The 19,033-nt window shown below is 59.9% G+C and carries 19 protein-coding genes and 1 pseudogene; 12 read left to right on the top strand and 8 right to left on the bottom strand.

Annotated features, from left to right (window positions below):
• Positions 1–88, top strand: a pseudogene (locus HMPREF9538_RS31630) (isomerase); the annotation flags it as partial.
• A 64-nt stretch (positions 89–152) separates the two neighbouring features.
• Here the strand turns inward: HMPREF9538_RS31630 and HMPREF9538_RS12455 are convergent.
• From HMPREF9538_RS12455 to HMPREF9538_RS12480, 6 genes are all read right to left on the bottom strand, one after another.
• Positions 153–830 carry an SDR family NAD(P)-dependent oxidoreductase gene (locus HMPREF9538_RS12455; RefSeq protein ID WP_004183978.1) on the bottom strand — a complete coding sequence of 226 codons (678 nt, stop codon included), beginning with the start codon at positions 828–830 and terminating at the stop codon, positions 153–155.
• Positions 827–1,300, bottom strand: coding sequence for a YhcH/YjgK/YiaL family protein (locus HMPREF9538_RS12460; protein WP_004190215.1), 474 nt, complete (start codon positions 1,298–1,300; stop codon positions 827–829). Before HMPREF9538_RS12460 ends, HMPREF9538_RS12455 begins: the two co-directional genes overlap by 4 nt.
• Positions 1,297–2,463, bottom strand: a complete 1,167-nt coding sequence (locus HMPREF9538_RS12465) for a sialidase family protein (RefSeq protein WP_004183980.1) — start codon at positions 2,461–2,463, stop codon at positions 1,297–1,299. The genes HMPREF9538_RS12460 and HMPREF9538_RS12465 overlap by 4 nt, the downstream gene beginning before the upstream one ends.
• A 3-nt stretch (positions 2,464–2,466) precedes the next feature.
• A complete protein-coding gene (locus HMPREF9538_RS12470) occupies positions 2,467–3,876 on the bottom strand; it encodes a sodium:solute symporter family protein (protein WP_004151621.1) in 1,410 nt (469 codons plus the stop codon).
• Positions 3,877–3,952: 76 nt separating this feature from the next.
• Complete coding sequence (locus tag HMPREF9538_RS12475) at positions 3,953–4,837, bottom strand: dihydrodipicolinate synthase family protein (protein ID WP_009485268.1); 885 nt, start codon at positions 4,835–4,837, stop codon at positions 3,953–3,955.
• Between the two features lie 14 nt (positions 4,838–4,851).
• Positions 4,852–6,000 (bottom strand): iron-containing alcohol dehydrogenase, encoded by a 1,149-nt coding sequence (locus HMPREF9538_RS12480; RefSeq protein ID WP_004183982.1) that lies wholly within the window; start codon positions 5,998–6,000, stop codon positions 4,852–4,854.
• 174 nt (positions 6,001–6,174) lie between these two features.
• On the opposite strand from HMPREF9538_RS12480, the gene dtnK reads away from it, so the two are divergent.
• The 3 genes from dtnK to HMPREF9538_RS12495 are packed head-to-tail and all read left to right on the top strand — an operon-like array spanning position 6,175 to position 9,152.
• Entirely contained in the window at positions 6,175–7,410 is a 1,236-nt protein-coding gene (gene dtnK, locus HMPREF9538_RS12485) for a D-threonate kinase (RefSeq protein ID WP_009485267.1), read from the top strand.
• Complete coding sequence (locus HMPREF9538_RS12490; RefSeq protein WP_016532445.1) at positions 7,403–8,389, top strand: D-threonate 4-phosphate dehydrogenase; 987 nt, start codon at positions 7,403–7,405, stop codon at positions 8,387–8,389. Before dtnK ends, HMPREF9538_RS12490 begins: the two co-directional genes overlap by 8 nt.
• 1 nt (position 8,390) lies before the next feature.
• A complete protein-coding gene (locus HMPREF9538_RS12495; RefSeq protein ID WP_002904489.1) occupies positions 8,391–9,152 on the top strand; it encodes a DeoR/GlpR family DNA-binding transcription regulator in 762 nt (253 codons plus the stop codon).
• A gap of 14 nt (positions 9,153–9,166) precedes the next feature.
• Here the strand turns inward: HMPREF9538_RS12495 and HMPREF9538_RS12500 are convergent, their stop codons facing one another.
• Positions 9,167–10,111 carry an L-lactate dehydrogenase gene (locus tag HMPREF9538_RS12500; protein WP_002904491.1) on the bottom strand — a complete coding sequence of 315 codons (945 nt, stop codon included), beginning with the start codon at positions 10,109–10,111 and terminating at the stop codon, positions 9,167–9,169.
• A gap of 144 nt (positions 10,112–10,255) precedes the next feature.
• On the opposite strand from HMPREF9538_RS12500, the gene HMPREF9538_RS12505 reads away from it, so the two are divergent.
• Positions 10,256–10,738 carry a GNAT family N-acetyltransferase gene (locus HMPREF9538_RS12505; protein WP_009308907.1) on the top strand — a complete coding sequence of 161 codons (483 nt, stop codon included), beginning with the start codon at positions 10,256–10,258 and terminating at the stop codon, positions 10,736–10,738.
• On the opposite strand, the gene ptrR is transcribed toward HMPREF9538_RS12505, so the two are convergent.
• Positions 10,692–11,570 carry a putrescine utilization regulator PtrR gene (ptrR, locus tag HMPREF9538_RS12510; RefSeq protein ID WP_004143535.1) on the bottom strand — a complete coding sequence of 293 codons (879 nt, stop codon included), beginning with the start codon at positions 11,568–11,570 and terminating at the stop codon, positions 10,692–10,694. The two genes, HMPREF9538_RS12505 and ptrR, sit on opposite strands and share 47 nt — an antisense overlap.
• 101 nt (positions 11,571–11,671) lie before the next feature.
• Between ptrR and sad the strand changes: the two genes are divergently transcribed.
• From sad to HMPREF9538_RS12545, 7 genes are all read left to right on the top strand, one after another.
• Positions 11,672–13,060, top strand: a complete 1,389-nt coding sequence (sad, locus tag HMPREF9538_RS12515) for a succinate-semialdehyde dehydrogenase (protein ID WP_004179780.1) — start codon at positions 11,672–11,674, stop codon at positions 13,058–13,060.
• An 80-nt stretch (positions 13,061–13,140) separates the two neighbouring features.
• Entirely contained in the window at positions 13,141–14,067 is a 927-nt protein-coding gene (gene glsB, locus HMPREF9538_RS12520) for a glutaminase B (RefSeq protein WP_020316710.1), read from the top strand.
• Complete coding sequence (locus HMPREF9538_RS12525; protein WP_004190206.1) at positions 14,067–14,435, top strand: DUF4186 domain-containing protein; 369 nt, start codon at positions 14,067–14,069, stop codon at positions 14,433–14,435. The genes glsB and HMPREF9538_RS12525 overlap by 1 nt, the downstream gene beginning before the upstream one ends.
• Positions 14,436–14,549: 114 nt before the next feature.
• Positions 14,550–15,974 carry a GGDEF domain-containing protein gene (locus HMPREF9538_RS12530; RefSeq protein ID WP_004148352.1) on the top strand — a complete coding sequence of 475 codons (1,425 nt, stop codon included), beginning with the start codon at positions 14,550–14,552 and terminating at the stop codon, positions 15,972–15,974.
• Between the two features lie 77 nt (positions 15,975–16,051).
• The gene (locus HMPREF9538_RS12535) at positions 16,052–16,582 is read left to right on the top strand and encodes a GNAT family N-acetyltransferase (protein WP_002904601.1); all 531 of its coding nucleotides are present in this window, start codon (positions 16,052–16,054) and stop codon (positions 16,580–16,582) included.
• A gap of 113 nt (positions 16,583–16,695) precedes the next feature.
• The gene (locus HMPREF9538_RS12540) at positions 16,696–18,147 is read left to right on the top strand and encodes a tagaturonate reductase (protein ID WP_009485264.1); all 1,452 of its coding nucleotides are present in this window, start codon (positions 16,696–16,698) and stop codon (positions 18,145–18,147) included.
• 253 nt (positions 18,148–18,400) lie between these two features.
• Positions 18,401–18,847 (top strand): GNAT family N-acetyltransferase, encoded by a 447-nt coding sequence (locus HMPREF9538_RS12545; protein WP_020316708.1) that lies wholly within the window; start codon positions 18,401–18,403, stop codon positions 18,845–18,847.
• Positions 18,848–19,033: the final 186 nt, after the last annotated feature.

The following is a 19,033-nucleotide window of genomic DNA, read 5'->3' as shown; positions in this document are numbered from 1 at the left end:
CGACCTGCGCTGCCAGTGGCAGGGCGACCGTGTGCTGATTAGCGGCCAGGCCACCACCTATATGCGCGGAACGGTTTACCTGCGTTAATCATCGCCCCCGCGTCGCCCCGGGGAGCGGTAATCTACTTCCGCTCCCCGGGTGCGACATAGCATCAGCCCAGCGATGCGCCGCCACACATCACCAGCTCCTGTCCGGTCATCGCCGATGCGCCCTCGCTCAGCAACCAGCTCACCAGAGAGACCACTTCCTGCGGAGTAATGAGTCGCCCAAGCGGCGGAAGCCGCGGCGGGGAACTTTCTCTGCCTGGCTGATGAAGCATCGGCGTATCGGTTGCGCCGGGGGCCACGACGTTGACCGTCACCCCGGCAGGCGCCAGCTCTGCCGCCCAGCTCCTGGCGAGAGCGACCAGCGCGGCTTTGGTGGCCGCATACTGCGAGCGACCAGCGGCGCCTCGTGACGTACGGCTTCCCAGCAGAACGATCCTCCCGCCTGGCCCCATGGTCGGGGCGAAGTGATTGACCAATGTCTGAGCAGCATCGACGTGTAAACGCCACAACGACTCGCTGCGCTGAGGGTCCAGATTACCCAGGGTGGCGGCCGCCATTGAACCCGCGGCGTGAATGATGGCCTGAGGGGGCTCAATCTGCTCCAGCGCCGCCAGCAGCGCGCTGCGTTGGCTGACGTCGACCATCAGATGGCGAAAGTTCGGCTGTGAGAAGGGCGGCAGCGAACGGCTCATGCCGATCACCTGCCAGCCGTCCGCCAGCAACTGCCTCACCACTGCGGCGCCGATCCCGGAGCTGGCCCCGGTTACCATTGCCCGCTTCATCGCGCCTCCAGCATCTCAGCGGGGATTTTGAATACTGCCTTTCTGACCGGCGCTGGCGTCGAAACCGCACACAGCGCCTGGTGCGGTTCGCCGGGGTAAAAGACCGCGAAGTCGCCGGGACGCAGCAGAATAGAGACACTCTCCGGGGCCGGCTGACATATATAGAGGTCGGGCTTAAGCTCATGATCTTCCGGGCGCATCGCGGGAGCCATGCCCGCCTGGATGCGCTCCTCGCCGGCCAGGATGACCTGAACATCCGCCCACTGGCGATGATATTCCGTATGCCGCTCGGCCGCAGGCTGGGTTTGCACCACGCTGAGGGTGCAGAACCACGGCGCATCGTCGGGCTGGAAGCGGCCATTCTCTCTGGCACTGAGGGCGGCCAGCGAACAGGCCTCGCTGCTCAATAGCTGCTTTAACGCCGGCGGCAGACCAGCCTGCTGCAGCGCCTGCAGATTACCGATAATCATGCGCTTTCTCCTTTTACCCACTGTGGCGAGACACGAACATACTTGATCGCCTGGCGATACCAGGTGTAGGCGATATGCAAATTACCGTCTGCTCCCTGTTTGATGCTGGGGTAGGAGAACTCCCGGTTCAGCTTCTGCTCCGAATTATTGGTCATGCAGTAGCCGTCACCCTCATCGAGATTGCGCAGCCACGGCCAGCTTTCACCACCATCGGCTGAAATAGCGACGGTCATCGGCGCGCGTGGTGCGCCCCAGAAGGCGCTTTTCCCGGTCGCTTCCGGCTCCCTACGGCCATCGTCGTCAGCAATTTCATCATACAGCGAGGCGCGGCGTTCCGTGGCGCCGGCGGCGCTCATATTATTGAACACCAGCGCCAGTTCACCATTGTCCAGGGGGGTCGCCTGAATGGACGAGTTGTTGTTCGGAAGCGTCGTCGGTACCGGCGCAGACCAGCTCTCTCCCTGGTCGCTGGACTGGCTGAACCAGATATGATCCGCCCAGCGGCTGCGGAAGAAGGCTGCCAGTCTGCCGTCCGGAAGCGGAGTGATACTCATATGGACACAACCCAGGCTCTCCGGGACCGCCACGTCACGCCAGCTTTTTCCGCAGTCTGAAGAGATCTTCACCGCGCTGACGTCATTGTTACCCACCCATTTCTCGCCGGGTTCGGTACGGCAGTAAAAGACCGGCAGCAGCCAGTTGCCGTCAGACATAACGCTTATTGGCTGGCGAATAAAGGTACCCGGCTGATCCAGCAGCGTATCGATGGCCCCCCAGCTTCGTCCGCCATCGTGGGAGAGGCGGTAGCGCACAATGGCGGTATCCTGGTTTCCGGCAAATTGCGCTGTCCACAACAGCCACAGCACGTTATCGGGCGCCTGAAACAGCACCGGGTTTTGTTCTGAGCGGTCTGGGTCATCAGATAGCTTGACCGCCTCACTCCAGCGGTCACTGCCGGGGGCTAACCGCGATCCCCAGATAGAAATATCGGCTTTTCCCTCCTGGGAGCCGCCAAACCAGACGCACATCAGGCTGCCGTCATCCAGCGGCAGCAGATTGGCGGCATGGTTCTGCGGGCAGGCGCAGGGAAGCATTGCCCATGCGATGTGTTCATCTTGCTGGTGTTGGCGAATGACGCCGTCAAAAGGCGGAATTACGGTCATGTTTTATACTCCACGTTGCTCAACTGGGGCGGGGGATGGTTGTGATTTATTTGGGATCAGGCGGTCAATCACCATGATGATGGCCGGGGTCGCCAGGGCGACATACATGTTATTGATGCCGAACGGGTCGCCGAGTAAATACCAGACGGACGTCACCACACAGGCGCCGATCAGGCCGGCATTCGCGCCCCGAGTGCTTCTGAAGAAGGGGGCATAGAAGGCGATGACCGCCACCACGGTAATGGAGAGGCGAATGGCGCGGGTAAAGAAGGAGAGTTTCAGCACCTCCGGTACCAGCAGCACAAAGATCAGCGGCAGGAAGCCGATAATTAGCGACGCCCAGCGTGTGGCTCTGAATTCCTGGTCCGGCGTTGGGTTGCGCCATGGTACGTAAAAATCCTTCACCACCAGCGAGGCAATGGCCAGGGCTACGGTACTTACGCTGACGAAAATCGATGCCACAAGTGACGTTGTCACCAGACCTGCCAGCCACGGGTTCATGTCCTGCAGAAAGACCGGGAGGGCATACAGGCTGTTGATCTCGGGATGCAGGTATTTCGCCGCGACGCCGATAATGGCGATGGCAAAGGCGATAGGCAGGCAGAAAAAGAAGGCGATCCAGGTGGAGCGTTTCGCTGACCGAACGTCTTTGGTTGAGCTAATGGCCTGAATGACAAACTGGGTGCAAAAAATGGAGCCGATAGTGCCGATGAGCCAGGCGAAGATCGTGCCAGCACCAATGTTGCCATCCCATGTCCAGTAATAATCCGGCATCTTCTCCATCATCGGCGAGAAGCCGCCGGTTTTGGACAGGGCAAAACCCAGAATGATCAGCAGACCGGCGTATTTCAACGCGCTGTGTAACATGGTGACCCAGGCGACGCCCTTCATGCCGCCGAACGCGAAATAAAAGGTACTCACAATGGCGGTAATAAAGGCGGCTACCGGTAAATTCACTTTTAATACGGTGGAGATGGCTGCGGCACCGCTGACGTAATTGCCCACGTTAACCAGCAGCAGCGCATAAATCATAATCAGGGAGATAATATTTTTGGTACTGTTGCCATATTTTTCAGCGATGGCGCCGGAAATGGTGATTTTTCCGGTGTTATAGATGCGTTTCACCAGGATTAAACCGAACAGCGGAAAGCCGATGGCTGCCCCCAGCACGGACCACGAGGCGGCAATTCCGCTCTCAAAGGCGGCCTGGGCAGTACCGATGGTCGATTTGGCGCCAATATATTCTGACATCAGTAATATACCGACAATAAAGGCCGGCATGGCGCGCGAGCCTTCCATAAAATCCCCGGAATTTTTACTACGAATACGGAATGTCAGCCAGGTGGTAAACAGAATATAGGCAATAACAATGCCGACAATAATAAAGGTATCTTCAGCGGTAAAATGATTCATCTTAGCCTCTCTCTGGGCGTACGAATCCTGGGCACGGCGGTACCCGGTCTGTTTTATTAAAAAAGCGCAGCAAGTATTACGCTAAATAACGAGCGATGATGTCGCGTATCTGCTGCAGCTGGTGGTCACTAAACTGCACCGCGTAGCGGCTGTCGCCCACCTCGTGACCCATTAGCTGCAGGGCTTTCTTCACCGCCGCAGGCGAGAACGCCACTTTATACAGATCGGTGCGCAGGCCCGTTACCTGCTCCTGGGCCTGGCGCGATCCGGCGATATCCCCGGCGTGAAAGCGCGACCAGATGGCGTTAATTTCAGCGGGGGCGACGTTAGCAAGCCCCGAGATGCAGGCCGAGCAGCCGTCGACAAATCCCTGATGGATAAGCGAGTCCGGTCCGTTCAGAACGTCGAAACCGTCGATATCGCGCACCGCGTCGAGAAAGCCTTTCAGGCTGTCGTAGCTGCCGGCGCTATCCTTAATGCCGACGATATTCTCGTGGCGGGCCAGCTGGCGCGCGGTCTCCGGGGCAATAGTGTTCCCGGTGCGGGCGGGAATGTTGTAAAGAAAGAGCGGGACGCTCAGCGCGTCGGCGATCGCCGTATAGTGGTTAATCAGCTCTTCCTGCTTCAAGGGCACGAACCACGGGGTAATGGCCGATACCGCGTCAACTCCGAGGCGGGCGATCTGCTGGCCCAGCCGGCGCGTCTCCCGGGTGGAAACCTCCCCAATATGGGCCACCACCGGCGCGCGACCGGCCGCCTCTTCCACGCAGGTTCTGGCGATGGCGATCTTCTCTTCCTCATTGAGGACAAAAAACTCGCCGTTGGTGCCGCCGCAGAAAATACCGTTGCCTGCGGCGAGCTGGCGCTGCACCTGCTGGCGTAGCGCCGGCAGGTTAAGCGCTCCCTCGGCGGTAAAGGGAGTGACAATGGCGGTGAGTACGCCGCTAATAGCTTTCCTCATTTAACTTTCTCCTGTTAGGCATGTTCTGGATACAGCGTTTGGTAGATGGCCGCGATCTCTTCGCGGCTGACGCTGCATGGGGCATTGTTCATCAGGCGTTTGACGTTTTGCGCCGCTGCGCTGAGGGCGGAAATACTCTCCTGAGGCACGCCTAGCGCGGCCAGGTTGTCCGGCAGCGGCAGTCGTTTGACCAGCGCCGCCAGCCATGCGACCAGCGCATGGGATTTCTCTTCCGCGCTGAGCGTGCGATCTGCATCGGGGATCAGGTCCCAGACTTGAGCGAACTTCGCCACCGCGTGAGGGCGGACCACCCGCATGCAGGGCGCCAGCAGAATGGCGTTGGCCACCCCGTGCGGCAGGTGCCAGGTACCGCCAAGCGGATAGGAGAGCGCATGCACCAGGTGAGTGCCGGCATAGTTGATCGCTGCGCCGCCGTACCACGAGGCCCAGAGCATCTCCAGCTTCGCCGTCAGATCCTGCGGCTGATTTACCGAACGCTCGATATGGCGTACCAGCTTGTGTAAACCGATTAACGCCGCGTTATCGCTCACCGGGTTGGCGACGGTGGAGGTAAAGCACTCCAGCAGATGACACAGAGCATCGATTCCGGTCGACGCCGCGATGCTGGGCGGCATGCTGGTGGTCAGCTCCGGCAGCAGGGCGACATAGTCCGGAAGCAGCACCGGGGAGATGATCCCCACCTTCGTCTGCTGCTCGGGGATCGCCAGAATGGCGTTCGGCGTTGCTTCGGATCCGGTGCCCGCGGTGGCCGGGATTAACAATGAGCAAATTCGTCGTTGCGGCTGCTCGCCTGCCAGCAGGGCCGTCAGCGAGGGCGCCTCAGGGTGCAGAAGTACTGACAGCAGTTTTGCTACATCCAGTACGCTCCCCCCGCCGATACCAACGACCATCTGCGGCTGGCTGGCGCCCAGCTGGCTGACGATCTGCGTAACATCGTGATGGTTGGGCTCAGCTGGCACGCTGTCAATGACCTCAACTTCCCGCCCTTCAGCCGCCAGCAGGCGATGAATCGCCTGGGTTGCCTCCAGCGCCCCGACGTTCTTGTCGGTCACCAGCAGGATTGAGGTTTTACCGGCCAGCAGCGGGAGCAGGGCCGATGAGGCGCCAGCCCCGCTGATGATTGTGCTGTGTATCGTCGCCACGCGTTTCTCCTTGGTAGTAATTGATTGAATTCAATCATTCATAAATCTTGCCACTCGTCTGATGGGGAAAAGTTATAATTTATACGGCAGCTTAATAACTTGAGCTTGCTCACATTTAATCAAATATGATTGAATATAATCAATTTAAGATTTTATCGACTACAAGGCAGGACAATGAACGACGGCAATAACAGAGTGCTGGTGCTGGCGGATGACTTTACCGGGGCCAATGACGCCGGGGTCAGCCTGGCGGAGGCGGGTATGTCGGTGGAAGTGGCCTTCACCGCCGGACAGCCATCAACCGCCCGGGCATTAATTCTCAACAGCGACAGCCGGGCGATGAGCGCCGCGGCGGCGGCGGACAAGGTCGCCGCTCTGCTGCGCGGCGCGGCGACATTCGTCCCGCACTGGCAGGTAAAGAAGATTGACTCCACGCTGCGCGGTAATCCCGGCGGCGAACTGGAGGCAATGATGGCGGCGCAAGGCTGCCGGATGGCGGTGGTGGCCCCGGCTTATCCGGCAGCCGGGCGGCATACCCGGGACGGGCGCTGCTATGTGCATGGTGTGCCCCTCGATCAGACCGAATTTGCCAGCGATCCGAAAACGCCGGTGAGCCGGGCGGAGATTAGCGAAATTATCGCCATGCAGAGCCGTCTTCCCTGTCTGACCCTGAACGCTGGCCAGCTTCCGGCGGCATTAGCGACGGCGGGCGAGGAGAAGCGAGTGTTGATTGTCGACGCCTGGGAAGACAGCCATCTGGACCAGGTGATCGACGCCGTTGCGCCCCATGCGCGGGAGACCCTGCTGGTCGGCTCGGCGGGTCTCTGCGAGGCGCTGGCTCGCCGCCTGCGCCGCAGCGAGCAGGGCCCGCTGCTGGCGGTGGTCGGTTCGATGAGCGAGATGGCGCAGCGTCAGGTTGCTGCGCTGCAGGTCCATTCCCGAGTACGGGTGATTGAAATTGATGTCGAACAGGCCTTTAGCGGATCGCCAAAGGAGGAAGCTTCACGGATCGCCGGGGCACTGCGCGAGGGCCAGCACTGCGTGGTGACCACCCGCCCGAATCACGCCGTCCGGCACGGGATTGAAGCCCGGTGCCGTGAACGCGGCCTCAGCCGCGCCGCCTACGGGGAGCACATCTGCGCCTGGCTTGCCGACGTCACGGCGCAGGCGGTGGCGCAGTCTTCCCCTGGCGCGCTGTATCTTTCCGGCGGCGATGTGGCTATCGCCGTCGCGCACGCGCTCGGCGCCACAGGGTTTCAGATCCGCGGCCGGGTGGCGGAGTGCGTTCCATACGGGCATTTTCTCGGCGGCCGCTGGTCGCGGCCGGTGATGACCAAAGCCGGAGGATTCGGCACCGACACCACGCTATTACATGTTGTGAATTTTATTGAGGAGAAACTGAGTGTCTAAGATGATTGCAGTGACAATGGGCGACCCGGCAGGGATTGGTCCGGAGATTATTATCAAATCCCTCGCCGAGGGGGCGCTGAGCGGCGCGCCGGTGGTGGTGGTGGGCTGCGCGCAGACGCTGCGGCGGATCCTGGCGCTAAATATCACACCGCGGGCGGAGCTGCGCATTATTAACCATCCCGCCGAGGCGAGTTTCTCCCCAGCGACCATCAACGTCATTGATGAACCACTCAGCGACCCGCAGGGGCTGCGCCCTGGCGAAGTCCAGGCCCAGGCAGGGGATCTCGCGTTTCGCTGCATCAGGCGGGCGACCGCGCTGGCGCTGGAGGGCGCGGTCGCGGCCATCGCTACCGCGCCGCTGAATAAAGAGGCGCTGCATCTCGCCGGGCACGCTTATCCCGGCCATACCGAACTGCTGGCCCACCTGACGCAGACTACCGATTACGCCATGGTGCTCTATACCGAGAAGCTTAAGGTTATCCATATCACTACCCATATTTCCTTGCGCCAGTTCCTCGATACCCTCAACCAGCCGCGGATTGAGACGGTGATTGGCGTGGCGGATCGCTTTCTGCGCCGCGTCGGCTATCCACGTCCGCGCATCGCGGTCGCCGGCGTTAACCCGCACGCCGGGGAGAACGGCCTGTTTGGCGATGAAGAGATCCGTATCGTCGCCCCGGCGGTCGCCGCCATGCGGGCGAAGGGAGTGGAGGTGACCGGCCCCTGTCCGCCGGACACGGTGTTTATGCAGTGTCACGAAGGCATGTACGACATGGTGGTGGCGATGTATCACGACCAGGGGCATATTCCGCTGAAGCTGCTGGGATTCTATGACGGGGTGAATATTACCGCCGGGCTGCCGTTTATCCGTACCTCCGCGGATCATGGCACTGCGTTTGATATTGCCTGGACAGGTAAAGCGAAGTCTGAGAGCATGGCAACCTCCATTGAGCTCGCCATGCACATCGCGCAGGAATAACATGAAGGGATATAACCGGTTAGAGCAGATTATGGACTTCCTGAAAAGCCATAATCTGGTGACAGTCGACCAGCTGGTGGCGGCGACCAACGCCTCGCCGGCCACCATTCGCCGCGACCTGATCAAACTCGATCAAGAAGGGGTGATCAGCCGAACGCACGGCGGGGTGACGCTGAACCGGTTTATTCCTTCCCAGCCGACGACGCTGGAGAAAGCCCAGCGCAGTCCGCTTGAGAAGCAGGCTATCGCCAGTGCGGCGGCAGCGCTGGTGAAAGCCGGCGACGCCATTGTGCTTGACGCCGGCACCACCATGATTGAGCTGGCGCGGCAGATCACCCATCTGCCGCTGCGGGTGATCACCAGCGATTTACATATCGCGCTGTTCCTATCGGAATTTAAGCAGATCGAAGTGACGATTATCGGCGGGCGCATCGATGACAGCAGCCAGTCGTGCATCGGCGATCACGGCCGCCGCCTGCTGCAGACCATCTGGCCCGATCTCGCCTTCGTCAGCTGCAACGGCTGGGACCTTGAGAAGGGGATCACCGCCCCGACGGAGGAAAAGGCCGCCCTGAAGCGCGATCTGATGGCCAATGCCCGGCGGCGTATCCTGCTGGCGGACAGCTCCAAATACGGCGCCTGGTCACTGTTCAACATCGCTCCGCTGGCGTCGTTGACCGATATCGTGACCGACGCCCACCTGCCGGATAAAACCCGCGAGGCGCTGGAGACCCTTTCCCCGCAGCTGATCATTGCCGACTGACTCGCAGGCTGCCGTCAGGGCAGACGGGCGATATTGGCCTTGATCACCGCGATCGACTGGCTGAACTTCGCCTGCTCTTCGCCGGCCAGCTGCAGTTCAATGATCTGCTTCACGCCACCCTGGGCCAGCACCGCCGGCACCCCAGCCGCCGCGCCGCTGACCCCGTACTCGCCGTCAAGAATGCAGGAGACCGCCAGCGCGCGGTGGCTGCCGGTGAAGATATTGCGGCAGATCTCGGCGATGGTCCCTGCCACGCCATATTCGGTGCAACCTTTACCCGCGTAGATCTCAAATCCCAGCTTGCGCACTTTGTCAGCCATCGCCTCGCGATCGAGCGGCAGGCCGGTGCGCTGCTGGTAGAGGTCGGCGATTGGCGTGCCATATACCGAGGAGTGCGACCACACCGGAAACTGGGTATCGCCATGCTCGCCGAGGATAAAGGCGTCGATGCTCTGGGCGCCAATCTCCAGTTCCTGCGCCAGCAGGCGACGCAGGCGGGTGGTATCCAGCCAGACGCCGGTGCCCAGCACCTGGCTGCGCGGCAGGCCGGAAAGCTGCCATACCTGCCAGGTGATGATGTCGCAGGGGTTGGTGGCCACCAGAAAGATGCCGTTAAATCCGTTGGCCATCATCGTCGGCACAATGCTCTTCACAATCTTCGCGGTGGAGGTTAGTTCATCCAGCCGGCTCTGGCCGGGGCGCAGCGCGCCGCCGGAGACGGTGATCACCGCGATATCGACATCGGCGCAGTCGCTGGCCTCGCGGGTGGAGATGGTCATCATCCCCGGCAAGTAGGCCGCGGCGTCGCTCAGGTCCTGAGCGTGGGCCTCAGCGCGCTGTTGGTTAAGGTCGACGAGGATCAGCTCCTCGCAAATGCTCTGGTTGAGCAGGGCGTAGGCCGCCGACGCGCCGACATTGCCGGCGCCAATAATCATCACTTTACGGGCTTTGGTGTGCATATTCAGATCTCAAGTACGAACAGCAGGGGATAAAATTACTGTGTTTCAGTTGGTTAGCGCAATAGGCGGGCGGCAATATAAGTTAATGCTATGTCGGGAAAAGCCGCCGGCCGCGCTACAGTGGGGTAAAAAAGGAGCTCACCTATGTACACCATCACCGACATCGCCCCTACCGACGCCGAATTTATCGCCCTGATTGCCGCCCTCGACGCCTGGCAGGAGACCCTCTACCCGGCGGAGAGCAACCACCTGCTGGACCTTAGCCAGCTGCCGCCGCAGACGGTCATCGCCCTGGCGATCCGCAGCCCGCAGGGCGAGGCCGTTGGCTGCGGGGCTATTGTCCTCAGTGAGGAAGGCTTTGGCGAGATGAAGCGGGTCTATATCGATCCTCAGCACCGCGGCCAGCAGCTGGGAGAAAAGCTGCTGGCGGCGCTGGAAGCGAAAGCGCGTCAGCGCGACTGCCATACCCTGCGCCTGGAGACCGGTATCCATCAGCATGCGGCCATCGCCCTCTACACGCGCAACGGCTACCAGAGCCGCTGCGCGTTTGCGCCGTATCAACCCGATCCGCTCAGCGTGTTTATGGAGAAACCACTGTTTGCCGATCTTCGTTCAGCAGCGCTATAAACGCCTCCAGCTGGCGGGTTTTGGCGCCCCGGCGCCACACCAGCCAGGTGGTGAGCCAGCGCCACTCTTCGGCCAGCGGCCAGGCGGAAACCTGCTGATGGCCGGGCATACTCTCCAGCATGCTGCGCGGGATCAACGCCAGGCCGGCGCCGGCGATGACGCAGGCCAGCATCCCGTGGTAAGACTCCATCTCGTGGATCCTGCCCGGGGTCGCTCTGTCGGCATGAAACCAGCTCTCAAAATGCCGGCGATAGGAACAGTTGGCGCGAAAGGCGTAGACGTTGGCCCCGTTCACTTCGCTGGCGCGGGTGATGGGTGCGTGGCCGTAGGGGGCGACGATCATCATCTCTTCAGGGAACACCGGCAGCCCCTCCAGGCCCGGATGCACCAGCGGGCCGTCGACAAACGCGGCGCTCAGGGCGCCCTCCAGTACGCCGTCGATCATCGTCCCGGAAGGGCCGGTTGAGAGCGCCAGATGAATTTTCGGGTAGCGCTGATTAAAGTGGGCCAGAGTGCTGGGGATCCGTACCGCCGCGGTGCTCTCCAGCGAACCAAGTGAAAACAGCCCCTGGGGTTCGTCGCCCGCCACCACCATTCGCGCCTCGTCCACCAGGGCGAGGATCTGCTGGCTATAGCGCAAAAAGCTGTGTCCCGCAGGCGACAGGCGCAGGCGCTGGTTCTCGCGGATAAACAGCTCAACGCCGAGGTCGGCCTCCAGCTGGCGGATGCGGGTGGTGAGGTTGGACGGCACGCGATGCACTCTCTGCGCCGCCTGGGTAATGCTGCCGGTGCTGGCGACAGCGTTAAACATCTCTAGCTGAGTCAGGTCCATGATATTCTTCTTTTGTGAATGTGTTGCTTAATATTATTCATTTTCAATGAATGGAAAGGTAAGCCAGAATACGGACACTTCGCAAGCAACGAGAGAGAATAATGATGAATTTATCTGCAACGCACGCCGTCTCCGTCAATCCGACTACCGGTGAGGTGGTCTCCTCGCTGCCGTGGGCCAGCGAACGCGAGGTCGACGCGGCCATCGCGCTCGCCGCGGCGGGCTATCGCCAGTGGCGTCAGACGCCGCTTGCCGACCGCGCCGACGCCCTGCGCCGCATCGGGGCCGCGCTGCGCGCCCGCGGTGAAGAGGTGGCCCAGATGATCACCCTTGAGATGGGCAAGCCGATCGCTCAGGCGCGCGGCGAGGTGGCGAAATCGGCCAACCTCTGCGACTGGTACGCTGAACACGGCCCGGCGATGCTGGCGACGGAAGCTACCCTGGTGGAAAATAACCAGGCGGTAATAGAGTATCGTCCACTGGGCGCCATACTGGCGGTGATGCCGTGGAACTTCCCGGTCTGGCAGGTGATGCGCGGCGCGGTGCCGATCCTGCTGGCCGGCAACAGCTATCTGCTGAAGCATGCCCCGAACGTGATGGGCAGCGCCCGTCTGCTGGGCGAAATTTTTGCCGCCGCCGGCCTGCCGGATGGTGTATTTGGTTGGGTGAACGCCACTAATGACGGCGTTTCGCAGATTATCAATGACGACCGCATCGCGGCGGTGACCGTCACCGGCAGCGTCCGCGCCGGGAAGGCGATTGGCGCCCAGGCGGGCGCGGCGCTGAAGAAATGCGTGCTTGAGCTGGGGGGATCCGATCCCTTTATCGTGCTCAACGATGCCGATCTCGATGAAGCGGTAAAAGCCGCCGTCACCGGCCGCTATCAGAACAGCGGCCAGGTGTGTGCGGCGTCGAAACGCTTTATTCTCGAAGCCGGCATTGCCGAGGCCTTCACCCGCAAATTTGTCGACGCCGTGGCAGCGCTGAAGATGGGCGACCCGCGCGATGAGCAAAACTACGTCGGACCGATGGCGCGGTTCGATTTACGCGATGAACTGCACCAGCAGGTAACGGCGACCCTTGATGAAGGAGCGACTCTGCTGCTGGGCGCGGAAAAAATCGAAGGGGCGGGCAACTACTATGCGCCAACGGTGCTGGGCAACGTCACCGCCGGGATGACCGGCTTTCGTCAGGAGCTGTTTGGTCCGGTAGCAACCCTGACCACCGCTCGCGACGCTGACCATGCACTGGCCCTCGCCAACGACAGCGAGTTTGGCCTGTCCGCCACGGTCTATACCACCGACGAGGCGCAGGCCCAGCGCTTTGCCCGCGAGCTGGAGTGCGGCGGCGTCTTCCTCAATGGCTACTGCGCCAGCGACGCCCGCGTGGCCTTCGGCGGCGTGAAGAAGAGCGGTTTTGGCCGCGAGCTGTCGCATTTTGGCCTGCACGAGTTCTGTAATGCGCAGACCGTCTGGAAAGACCGTCGCTAATCAACGTTAGCCCCTGACGACCGTCGTCCACGTCTGCTATACTCGCCCACCGAATTTTGATGGTGGGCAAGGAGCCGCGTGTGGCGACGGTTATCAATAATGCAATGCTGGAAGCCATTCTGGCAGAAATCAGGCCGCTGATTGGCCGCGGAAAAGTGGCGGATTATATTCCGGCGCTGGCCAGCGTCAGCGGCGACAAGCTTGGTATCGCGATCAGTACGGTGGACGGTCAGCACTTTGCCGCTGGCGATGCCCATGAACGTTTTTCCATCCAGTCAATCTCCAAGGTATTGAGCCTGGTGGTGGCCATGAACCACTATCAGGAGGAGGAGATCTGGCAGCGGGTGGGGAAAGATCCTTCCGGCCAGCCCTTTAACTCGCTTCTGCAGCTGGAGATCGAGCAGGGCAAACCGCGCAACCCGTTTATCAACGCCGGGGCACTGGTGGTCTGCGACATGCTGCAGAGCCGGCTCAGCGCCCCGCGTCAGCGGATGCTGGAGATTGTCCGCCGTCTGAGCGGCGTGGCCGATATCACCTACGATCCGGTGGTGGCTCGCTCAGAGTTTGAGCATTCGGCGCGCAACGCCGCCATCGCCTGGCTGATGAAATCCTTTGGTAACTTCCATAACGACGTCGCCACCGTGCTGCAGAACTATTTCCATTACTGTTCGCTGGAGATGAGCTGCGTTGAGCTGGCGCGAACCTTTCTGTTTCTCGCCGACCGCGGCATTGCCCCGCATCTCGACGCGCCGGTTATTGCGCCCATCCAGTCCCGCCAGGTGAATGCCCTGATGATGACCAGCGGCATGTACCAGAACGCCGGTGAATTCGCCTGGCGCGTTGGCCTGCCGGCGAAATCGGGCGTCGGCGGCGGGATCGTGGCGATTGTCCCGCAGGAGATGGCGATCGCCGTGTGGAGCCCGGAGCTTGACGACGCCGGGAACTCGCTGGCCGGCGTGGCGATGCTGGAAAAACTGACTCAGCGGATGGGGAGGTCGGTGTTCTGATGGTTGATCAGGATCGCTTGTTTGCGCGCCTGGCGCGCTCGACGTTTCGCTCACGCTTCCGTCTGGGGGGGAAAGAGCGGCAATATTGTCTCGATAAGGGACCGGAGATCATCGATCGGCATGCCGCAGACTTTATTCGCCAGCGGCTGGCGCCCGCTGCGCCGATCAATGATGGCAAGCAGACGCCGATGCGCGGTCACCCGGTGTTTATCGCCCAGCACGCGACCGCTACCTGCTGTCGCGGCTGCCTGGAAAAATGGCATGCCATTCCCCACGGCCGCGCGCTGAGCGAGCCGGAGCAGGACTATATCGTGCAGGTCATCCACCGCTGGCTGGTGCTACAAATGAATGCGCCGTCTGTGCGCTAATTTGCATTTGATCGGCGCCGGAGTATGCCTGATAAATATTCTCATGTTATGATAATCCGCTAACTAACTATTAACATAATAATTTCCTGAAACAATTAGACGGATAATTACTGAATGTCTTCACTGTCGATTCGGTCATTTACGCTGTTTCGTGAAGAACAACCCGTGCGCGATGCATTGGTCTTATTTACGTTAACGCTACTGCTGCATTTTCTTGGCGCTATGCTGCGTCTGGTGCAGGAGCTCTCTTTCTTCTGGCCGCTCAATGCAGTGATGGCCGGGATTTTTGCACGCTATGTATGGCTTAACCGCAGCTATTTTTATGCCGTCTGTTTTGCGGCAATGCTGGTCTATGACGGATTAACCTCGCGCTGGGGAATGGGCTTTGCCTCATTGCTGATTAACTTTTCCAATATTGTCTTTATTGTGACGCTGGCGCAGCTGGTGCTGTGGGATAAACGTCGCGCCGACTCCATGCCGGGCCCGATAAACGCGCTTAATTTATTCTGTTTCTGCCTGTTAGCCGCCTTACTGTGCGCAGCGGTCGGCGCGCTGGGGTCGGTGGATGTTGAACGCGCCACCTTCGTTCCCCAGCTGGCGGACTGGTTTAGCGAACAGTTCTCGACGGCGGTATTAATCCTGCCCTTTATTCTGACCCTGACGCTGCCTTCGGCATTAAGCGGTTTTCGCTTTCGCCAGCTGCTGCCGGTGCTGGCGCTGGTCCTGTCAATTGCGCTTGGCGTGGCGGTAGGCGGCGCGGGCAGCATTACCTTCCCGTTACCGGCTTTGATCTGGTGCGCTGTACGCTATCCGCTGCCGCTGACCTGTCTGCTGACTTTTCTCACTGGCATCGGCGAAATACTGCTGGTCGCTAATTCGTTAATTCACTTTTCGCCAGATGCGCGAATGCAGCCGTGGCAGCTGTTCTCCACCCGCCTCGGAATTGCCGCCATGCTGATTAGCCCGGTGATTGTCGCATCCAGTGTCGAAGCGATTAACACGCTGGTGAAGCAGCTGGCCCTGCGCGCCGATTTTGACTTTCAGACCCGCGTCTATTCCCGTTCCGGACTGAGCGAAGCGTTGAAGCGTCAGACGCTGCCGGCGGATAAGCTGCTGACGGTGATGGTGCTGGATATCGATGGCTTCAAACGGGTGAATGATGCTCTGGGCCATGAAGGCGGCGATTGCGTGCTGACCCAGTTTGCCCAGCAGGTTCGACAGCTGGTGGGTGAGCAGGGGATGGTGGCCCGTATCGGCGGCGAAGAGTTTGCGGTGGCCGCCGTCGTCGACAGCGCCCAGCAGGGCTATTTGCTGGCGGAAAAGATCCGGCACGGGGTGGAGTCGCAGCCTTTCGGCCTGGGCCAGAACCCGATCCACCTGACCATCAGTCTGGGACTGGAGACGCGCGAGGTAGGCCACGCCCGCATCACCGAGCTGTTTAACCAGCTGCTGTTGGCGGCGGACGATGAGATGGTGAAAGCCAAACAGAGCGGTCGTAACCAAATTTGTATGCCGACGCTGACCGAAAGCGCGCCATAAGAAAATCCTATCGGGATCCTACTTGTGCTAATTTTTGGTTAAAAACATAGTGATGTGGTCGATAACAGGGAGCTTTTATGACCACATCCTTTTCACTGCGCACGCTCTCGCGTGACGATATTCTCCATCACCTCCCGGCATTAAGCGAGATCCTGGCAAGCTGCGTCAACGGCGGCGCCTCGGTGAGCTTTATGCTGCCTTTCGCGCCGCAAACGGCGATAACGTTCTGGCAACGCACTGCCGACAGCGTGGCGGCCGGTGAGCGCATTGTGCTGGCCGCCTTCGACGCGGAAGAACGTCCCGTTGGCACCGTGCAACTTATCACCAGTCAACCGGAAAACCAGCCCCATCGAGCGGATGTCGCCAAATTATTGGTTCACCAAAATGTCCGCCGCCAGGGGATCGCCCAGGCGTTAATGAGCGAACTGGAGCGCATTGCCCGGCGGGAAAGGAAGACGGTGCTGGTGCTGGACACGGCGACCGGCAGCGGGGCGGAACAGTTCTATGCCCGCTGCGGCTGGGAAAAAGTGGGGGAAATTCCGCGCTATGCGCTGATGCCCGACGGCGAAATGACTGCCACCTCACTATTCTATAAGTTTCTGCCCTGACGGCCGCTATTGCAGATTGCTTTGATCAAAACAGGGTTTCACTGGTAGCAAAACCTGATAACTTATTGGACCAATTACTCAGGTTGTATGACTACTATTAGAGGGAACCCATTGTGAAAACTTTAAACCGTCGTGATTTCCCCGGCGCGCAGTACCCTGACCGTATCATCCAGTTTGGGGAAGGTAACTTCCTGCGCGCATTCGTTGACTGGCAGATCGACCTGCTCAACGAGCATACCGACCTGAATGCGGGCATCGTGGTCGTGCGGCCTATCGCCACAGATTTTCCGCCTTCGCTGAACACCCAGGATGGCCTGTACACGACTATTATTCGCGGCCTGAACGAGCAGGGCGAAGCGGTCAGCGATGCGCGTCTTATCCGCTCGGTCAACCGGGAGATCAGCGCTTACGCAGACTTCGACGCTTTTTTACGCCTGGCGCATAACCCGGAGATGCGGTTTGTCTTCTCCAACACCACCGAGGCGGGCATCAGCTACCATGCCGGGGATCGGTTTGACGACGCGCCGCCGGTCAGTTATCCGGCGAAACTGACCCGTCTGTTGTTTGAGCGTTACCAGCATTTCGCCGGTGCGGCCGACAAGGGATGGGTGATTATTCCCTGCGAGCTGATCGATTATAACGGCGAGGCGCTGCAGGCGCTGGTGCTGCGCTATGCTAGCGAATGGGAACTGCCGCAGGCATTTATCACCTGGCTGACCTCAGCGAATACCTTCTGTTCGACGCTGGTGGATCGCATTGTGACCGGCTATCCGCGTGATGAAGTGGCGGCTCTCGAGGCGCAGACCGGCTATAAAGATGCTTTCCTTGATACCGCTGAGCATTTCTACCTGTTCGTTATCCAGGGACCTGCCTCGCTGGAGGCCGAGCTGCGTCTCGATAAACTGCCGCTGAATGTGCGCATTGTGGACGATATTAAGCCGTATAAAGAACGCAAAGTGGCGATCCTTAACGGGGCGCACACCGCGCTGGTGCCGGTGGCCTTCCTGGCCGGGATCGACACCGTGGGTGAGGCGATGAACGACGCGGAGATTTGCGCGTTTGTCGAAAAGGCGATTTATGACGAGATTATTCCGGTGCTGGATCTGCCGCGCGATGAGCTGGTGTCATTCGCCAGCGCCGTGACAGGGCGCTTCCGTAATCCCTATATTAAACATCAGCTGCTCTCGATTGCGCTCAACGGCATGACCAAGTACCGCACCCGTATTCTGCCGCAGCTGCTGGCGGGGCAGAAAGCGCATGGCGCGCTGCCGCCGCGTCTGACCTTTGCCCTGGCGGCGCTGATCGCCTTTTACCGGGGAGAGCGGGATGGTGAGAGCTATCCAGTACAGGATGACGCCGACTGGATATCGCGCTATCAAACGCTGTGGGCCCGCCATCGCGATGGCCAGATGAGCACTCGCGAGCTGGTCACCGCCGTGCTCAGCGTGGCGGATCACTGGCAGCAGGATCTGAGCCAGACCCCGGGGCTGGTGGAGCTGGTGACTGCCGACCTTGACGCTATCCTGACCTGCGGTATGCGCGACGCCGTCAAACCTCTTTGCTGATAGTCCATCTATACACCCGGCTGCGGCCGGGTTGTGCAGGATTTTTATTAGTTACAACATACTATTATACTAACCTGTAACAGCCGGTCAGTGGCTCCTCTGCATACGGCTTTTTAGTGCCAAATCGTTCCGAACAGCAGGAGAATTATGGCCGAAGCGCTTGAACAAATATCTGCGCAGGAAAATAATGACCTCAACTCATATCTCCTGCCAATATTCGCAGGCTAATGCATTCATCTGTAAGGAAACTCTCATGGTCATCGATATCCGGGAAGTACGGCCCCACGACAAAGCCGAATGGCTTCAGCTTTGGCAAGGCTACACTCGTTTTTACGGTAGCCCGCAGCCGGAAGAGGTGACCGAATGCACCTGGCAGCGGATGCTGGATGTAAACTCGTCTGTATTGGGAAGAGTCGCGGTGGTGGATGATGCGCTGGTCGGCTTCGCTATCTGTGTTCTTCATGAGGGAACCTGGGTTACCACGCCGATCTGCTATCTGGAGGATCTGTTTGTCGATCCCGCCTTCCGTGGACAGGGTATTGCCAGAACCATGATTAAGTCGCTGCAAAGCGAAGGGGCGGACAAAGGCTGGTCGCGGCTGTACTGGCATACGCGCCGTGATAATCCCGCCCGTCATCTGTATGATGAGTTTACCCCGGCTGACGATTACGTACGCTACAGGATCACGCTTGAGTCCTGAAGCGGTAAGAGGTTGTTAAGCTTTTCCCGCTATAACAGGGGAAACAGGCTCAGGAGAAGCAACGATGGAAAAACGTCTTGAAACAGTGGTCAATGTGATTATGTTTCTTTCGCTATTGGCAACGGCCTGGGATCTCTCGCTGGTGCATCATCTCGCGTGGTAGTAAATTATATCATCTGAAACGCG

This window comes from Klebsiella sp. MS 92-3 (assembly GCF_000195655.1).
GTDB classification, from domain to species: Bacteria; Pseudomonadota; Gammaproteobacteria; order Enterobacterales; family Enterobacteriaceae; genus Klebsiella; species Klebsiella pneumoniae.
Note: the sequence above shows the minus strand (reverse complement) of the source record. Positions and strands in the feature narration are given on the sequence as shown.

What these genes read in the sequence shown, in the direction of transcription:
- ptrR (WP_004143535.1), bottom strand. Translation starts at nt 11,570, where the DNA reads ATGGACCTGACTCAGCTAGAGATGTTTAACGCTGTCGCCAGCACCGGC.
- HMPREF9538_RS12460 (WP_004190215.1), bottom strand. Translation starts at nt 1,300, where the DNA reads ATGATTATCGGTAATCTGCAGGCGCTGCAGCAGGCTGGTCTGCCGCCG.
- HMPREF9538_RS12525 (WP_004190206.1), top strand. Translation starts at nt 14,067, where the DNA reads ATGGTTGATCAGGATCGCTTGTTTGCGCGCCTGGCGCGCTCGACGTTT.
- sad (WP_004179780.1), top strand. Translation starts at nt 11,672, where the DNA reads ATGATGAATTTATCTGCAACGCACGCCGTCTCCGTCAATCCGACTACC.
- dtnK (WP_009485267.1), top strand. Translation starts at nt 6,175, where the DNA reads ATGAACGACGGCAATAACAGAGTGCTGGTGCTGGCGGATGACTTTACC.
- HMPREF9538_RS12530 (WP_004148352.1), top strand. Translation starts at nt 14,550, where the DNA reads ATGTCTTCACTGTCGATTCGGTCATTTACGCTGTTTCGTGAAGAACAA.
- HMPREF9538_RS12475 (WP_009485268.1), bottom strand. Translation starts at nt 4,837, where the DNA reads ATGAGGAAAGCTATTAGCGGCGTACTCACCGCCATTGTCACTCCCTTT.
- HMPREF9538_RS12545 (WP_020316708.1), top strand. Translation starts at nt 18,401, where the DNA reads ATGGTCATCGATATCCGGGAAGTACGGCCCCACGACAAAGCCGAATGG.
- HMPREF9538_RS12500 (WP_002904491.1), bottom strand. Translation starts at nt 10,111, where the DNA reads ATGCACACCAAAGCCCGTAAAGTGATGATTATTGGCGCCGGCAATGTC.
- HMPREF9538_RS12535 (WP_002904601.1), top strand. Translation starts at nt 16,052, where the DNA reads ATGACCACATCCTTTTCACTGCGCACGCTCTCGCGTGACGATATTCTC.
- HMPREF9538_RS12465 (WP_004183980.1), bottom strand. Translation starts at nt 2,463, where the DNA reads ATGACCGTAATTCCGCCTTTTGACGGCGTCATTCGCCAACACCAGCAA.
- HMPREF9538_RS12470 (WP_004151621.1), bottom strand. Translation starts at nt 3,876, where the DNA reads ATGAATCATTTTACCGCTGAAGATACCTTTATTATTGTCGGCATTGTT.
- HMPREF9538_RS12495 (WP_002904489.1), top strand. Translation starts at nt 8,391, where the DNA reads ATGAAGGGATATAACCGGTTAGAGCAGATTATGGACTTCCTGAAAAGC.
- HMPREF9538_RS12505 (WP_009308907.1), top strand. Translation starts at nt 10,256, where the DNA reads ATGTACACCATCACCGACATCGCCCCTACCGACGCCGAATTTATCGCC.
- HMPREF9538_RS12455 (WP_004183978.1), bottom strand. Translation starts at nt 830, where the DNA reads ATGAAGCGGGCAATGGTAACCGGGGCCAGCTCCGGGATCGGCGCCGCA.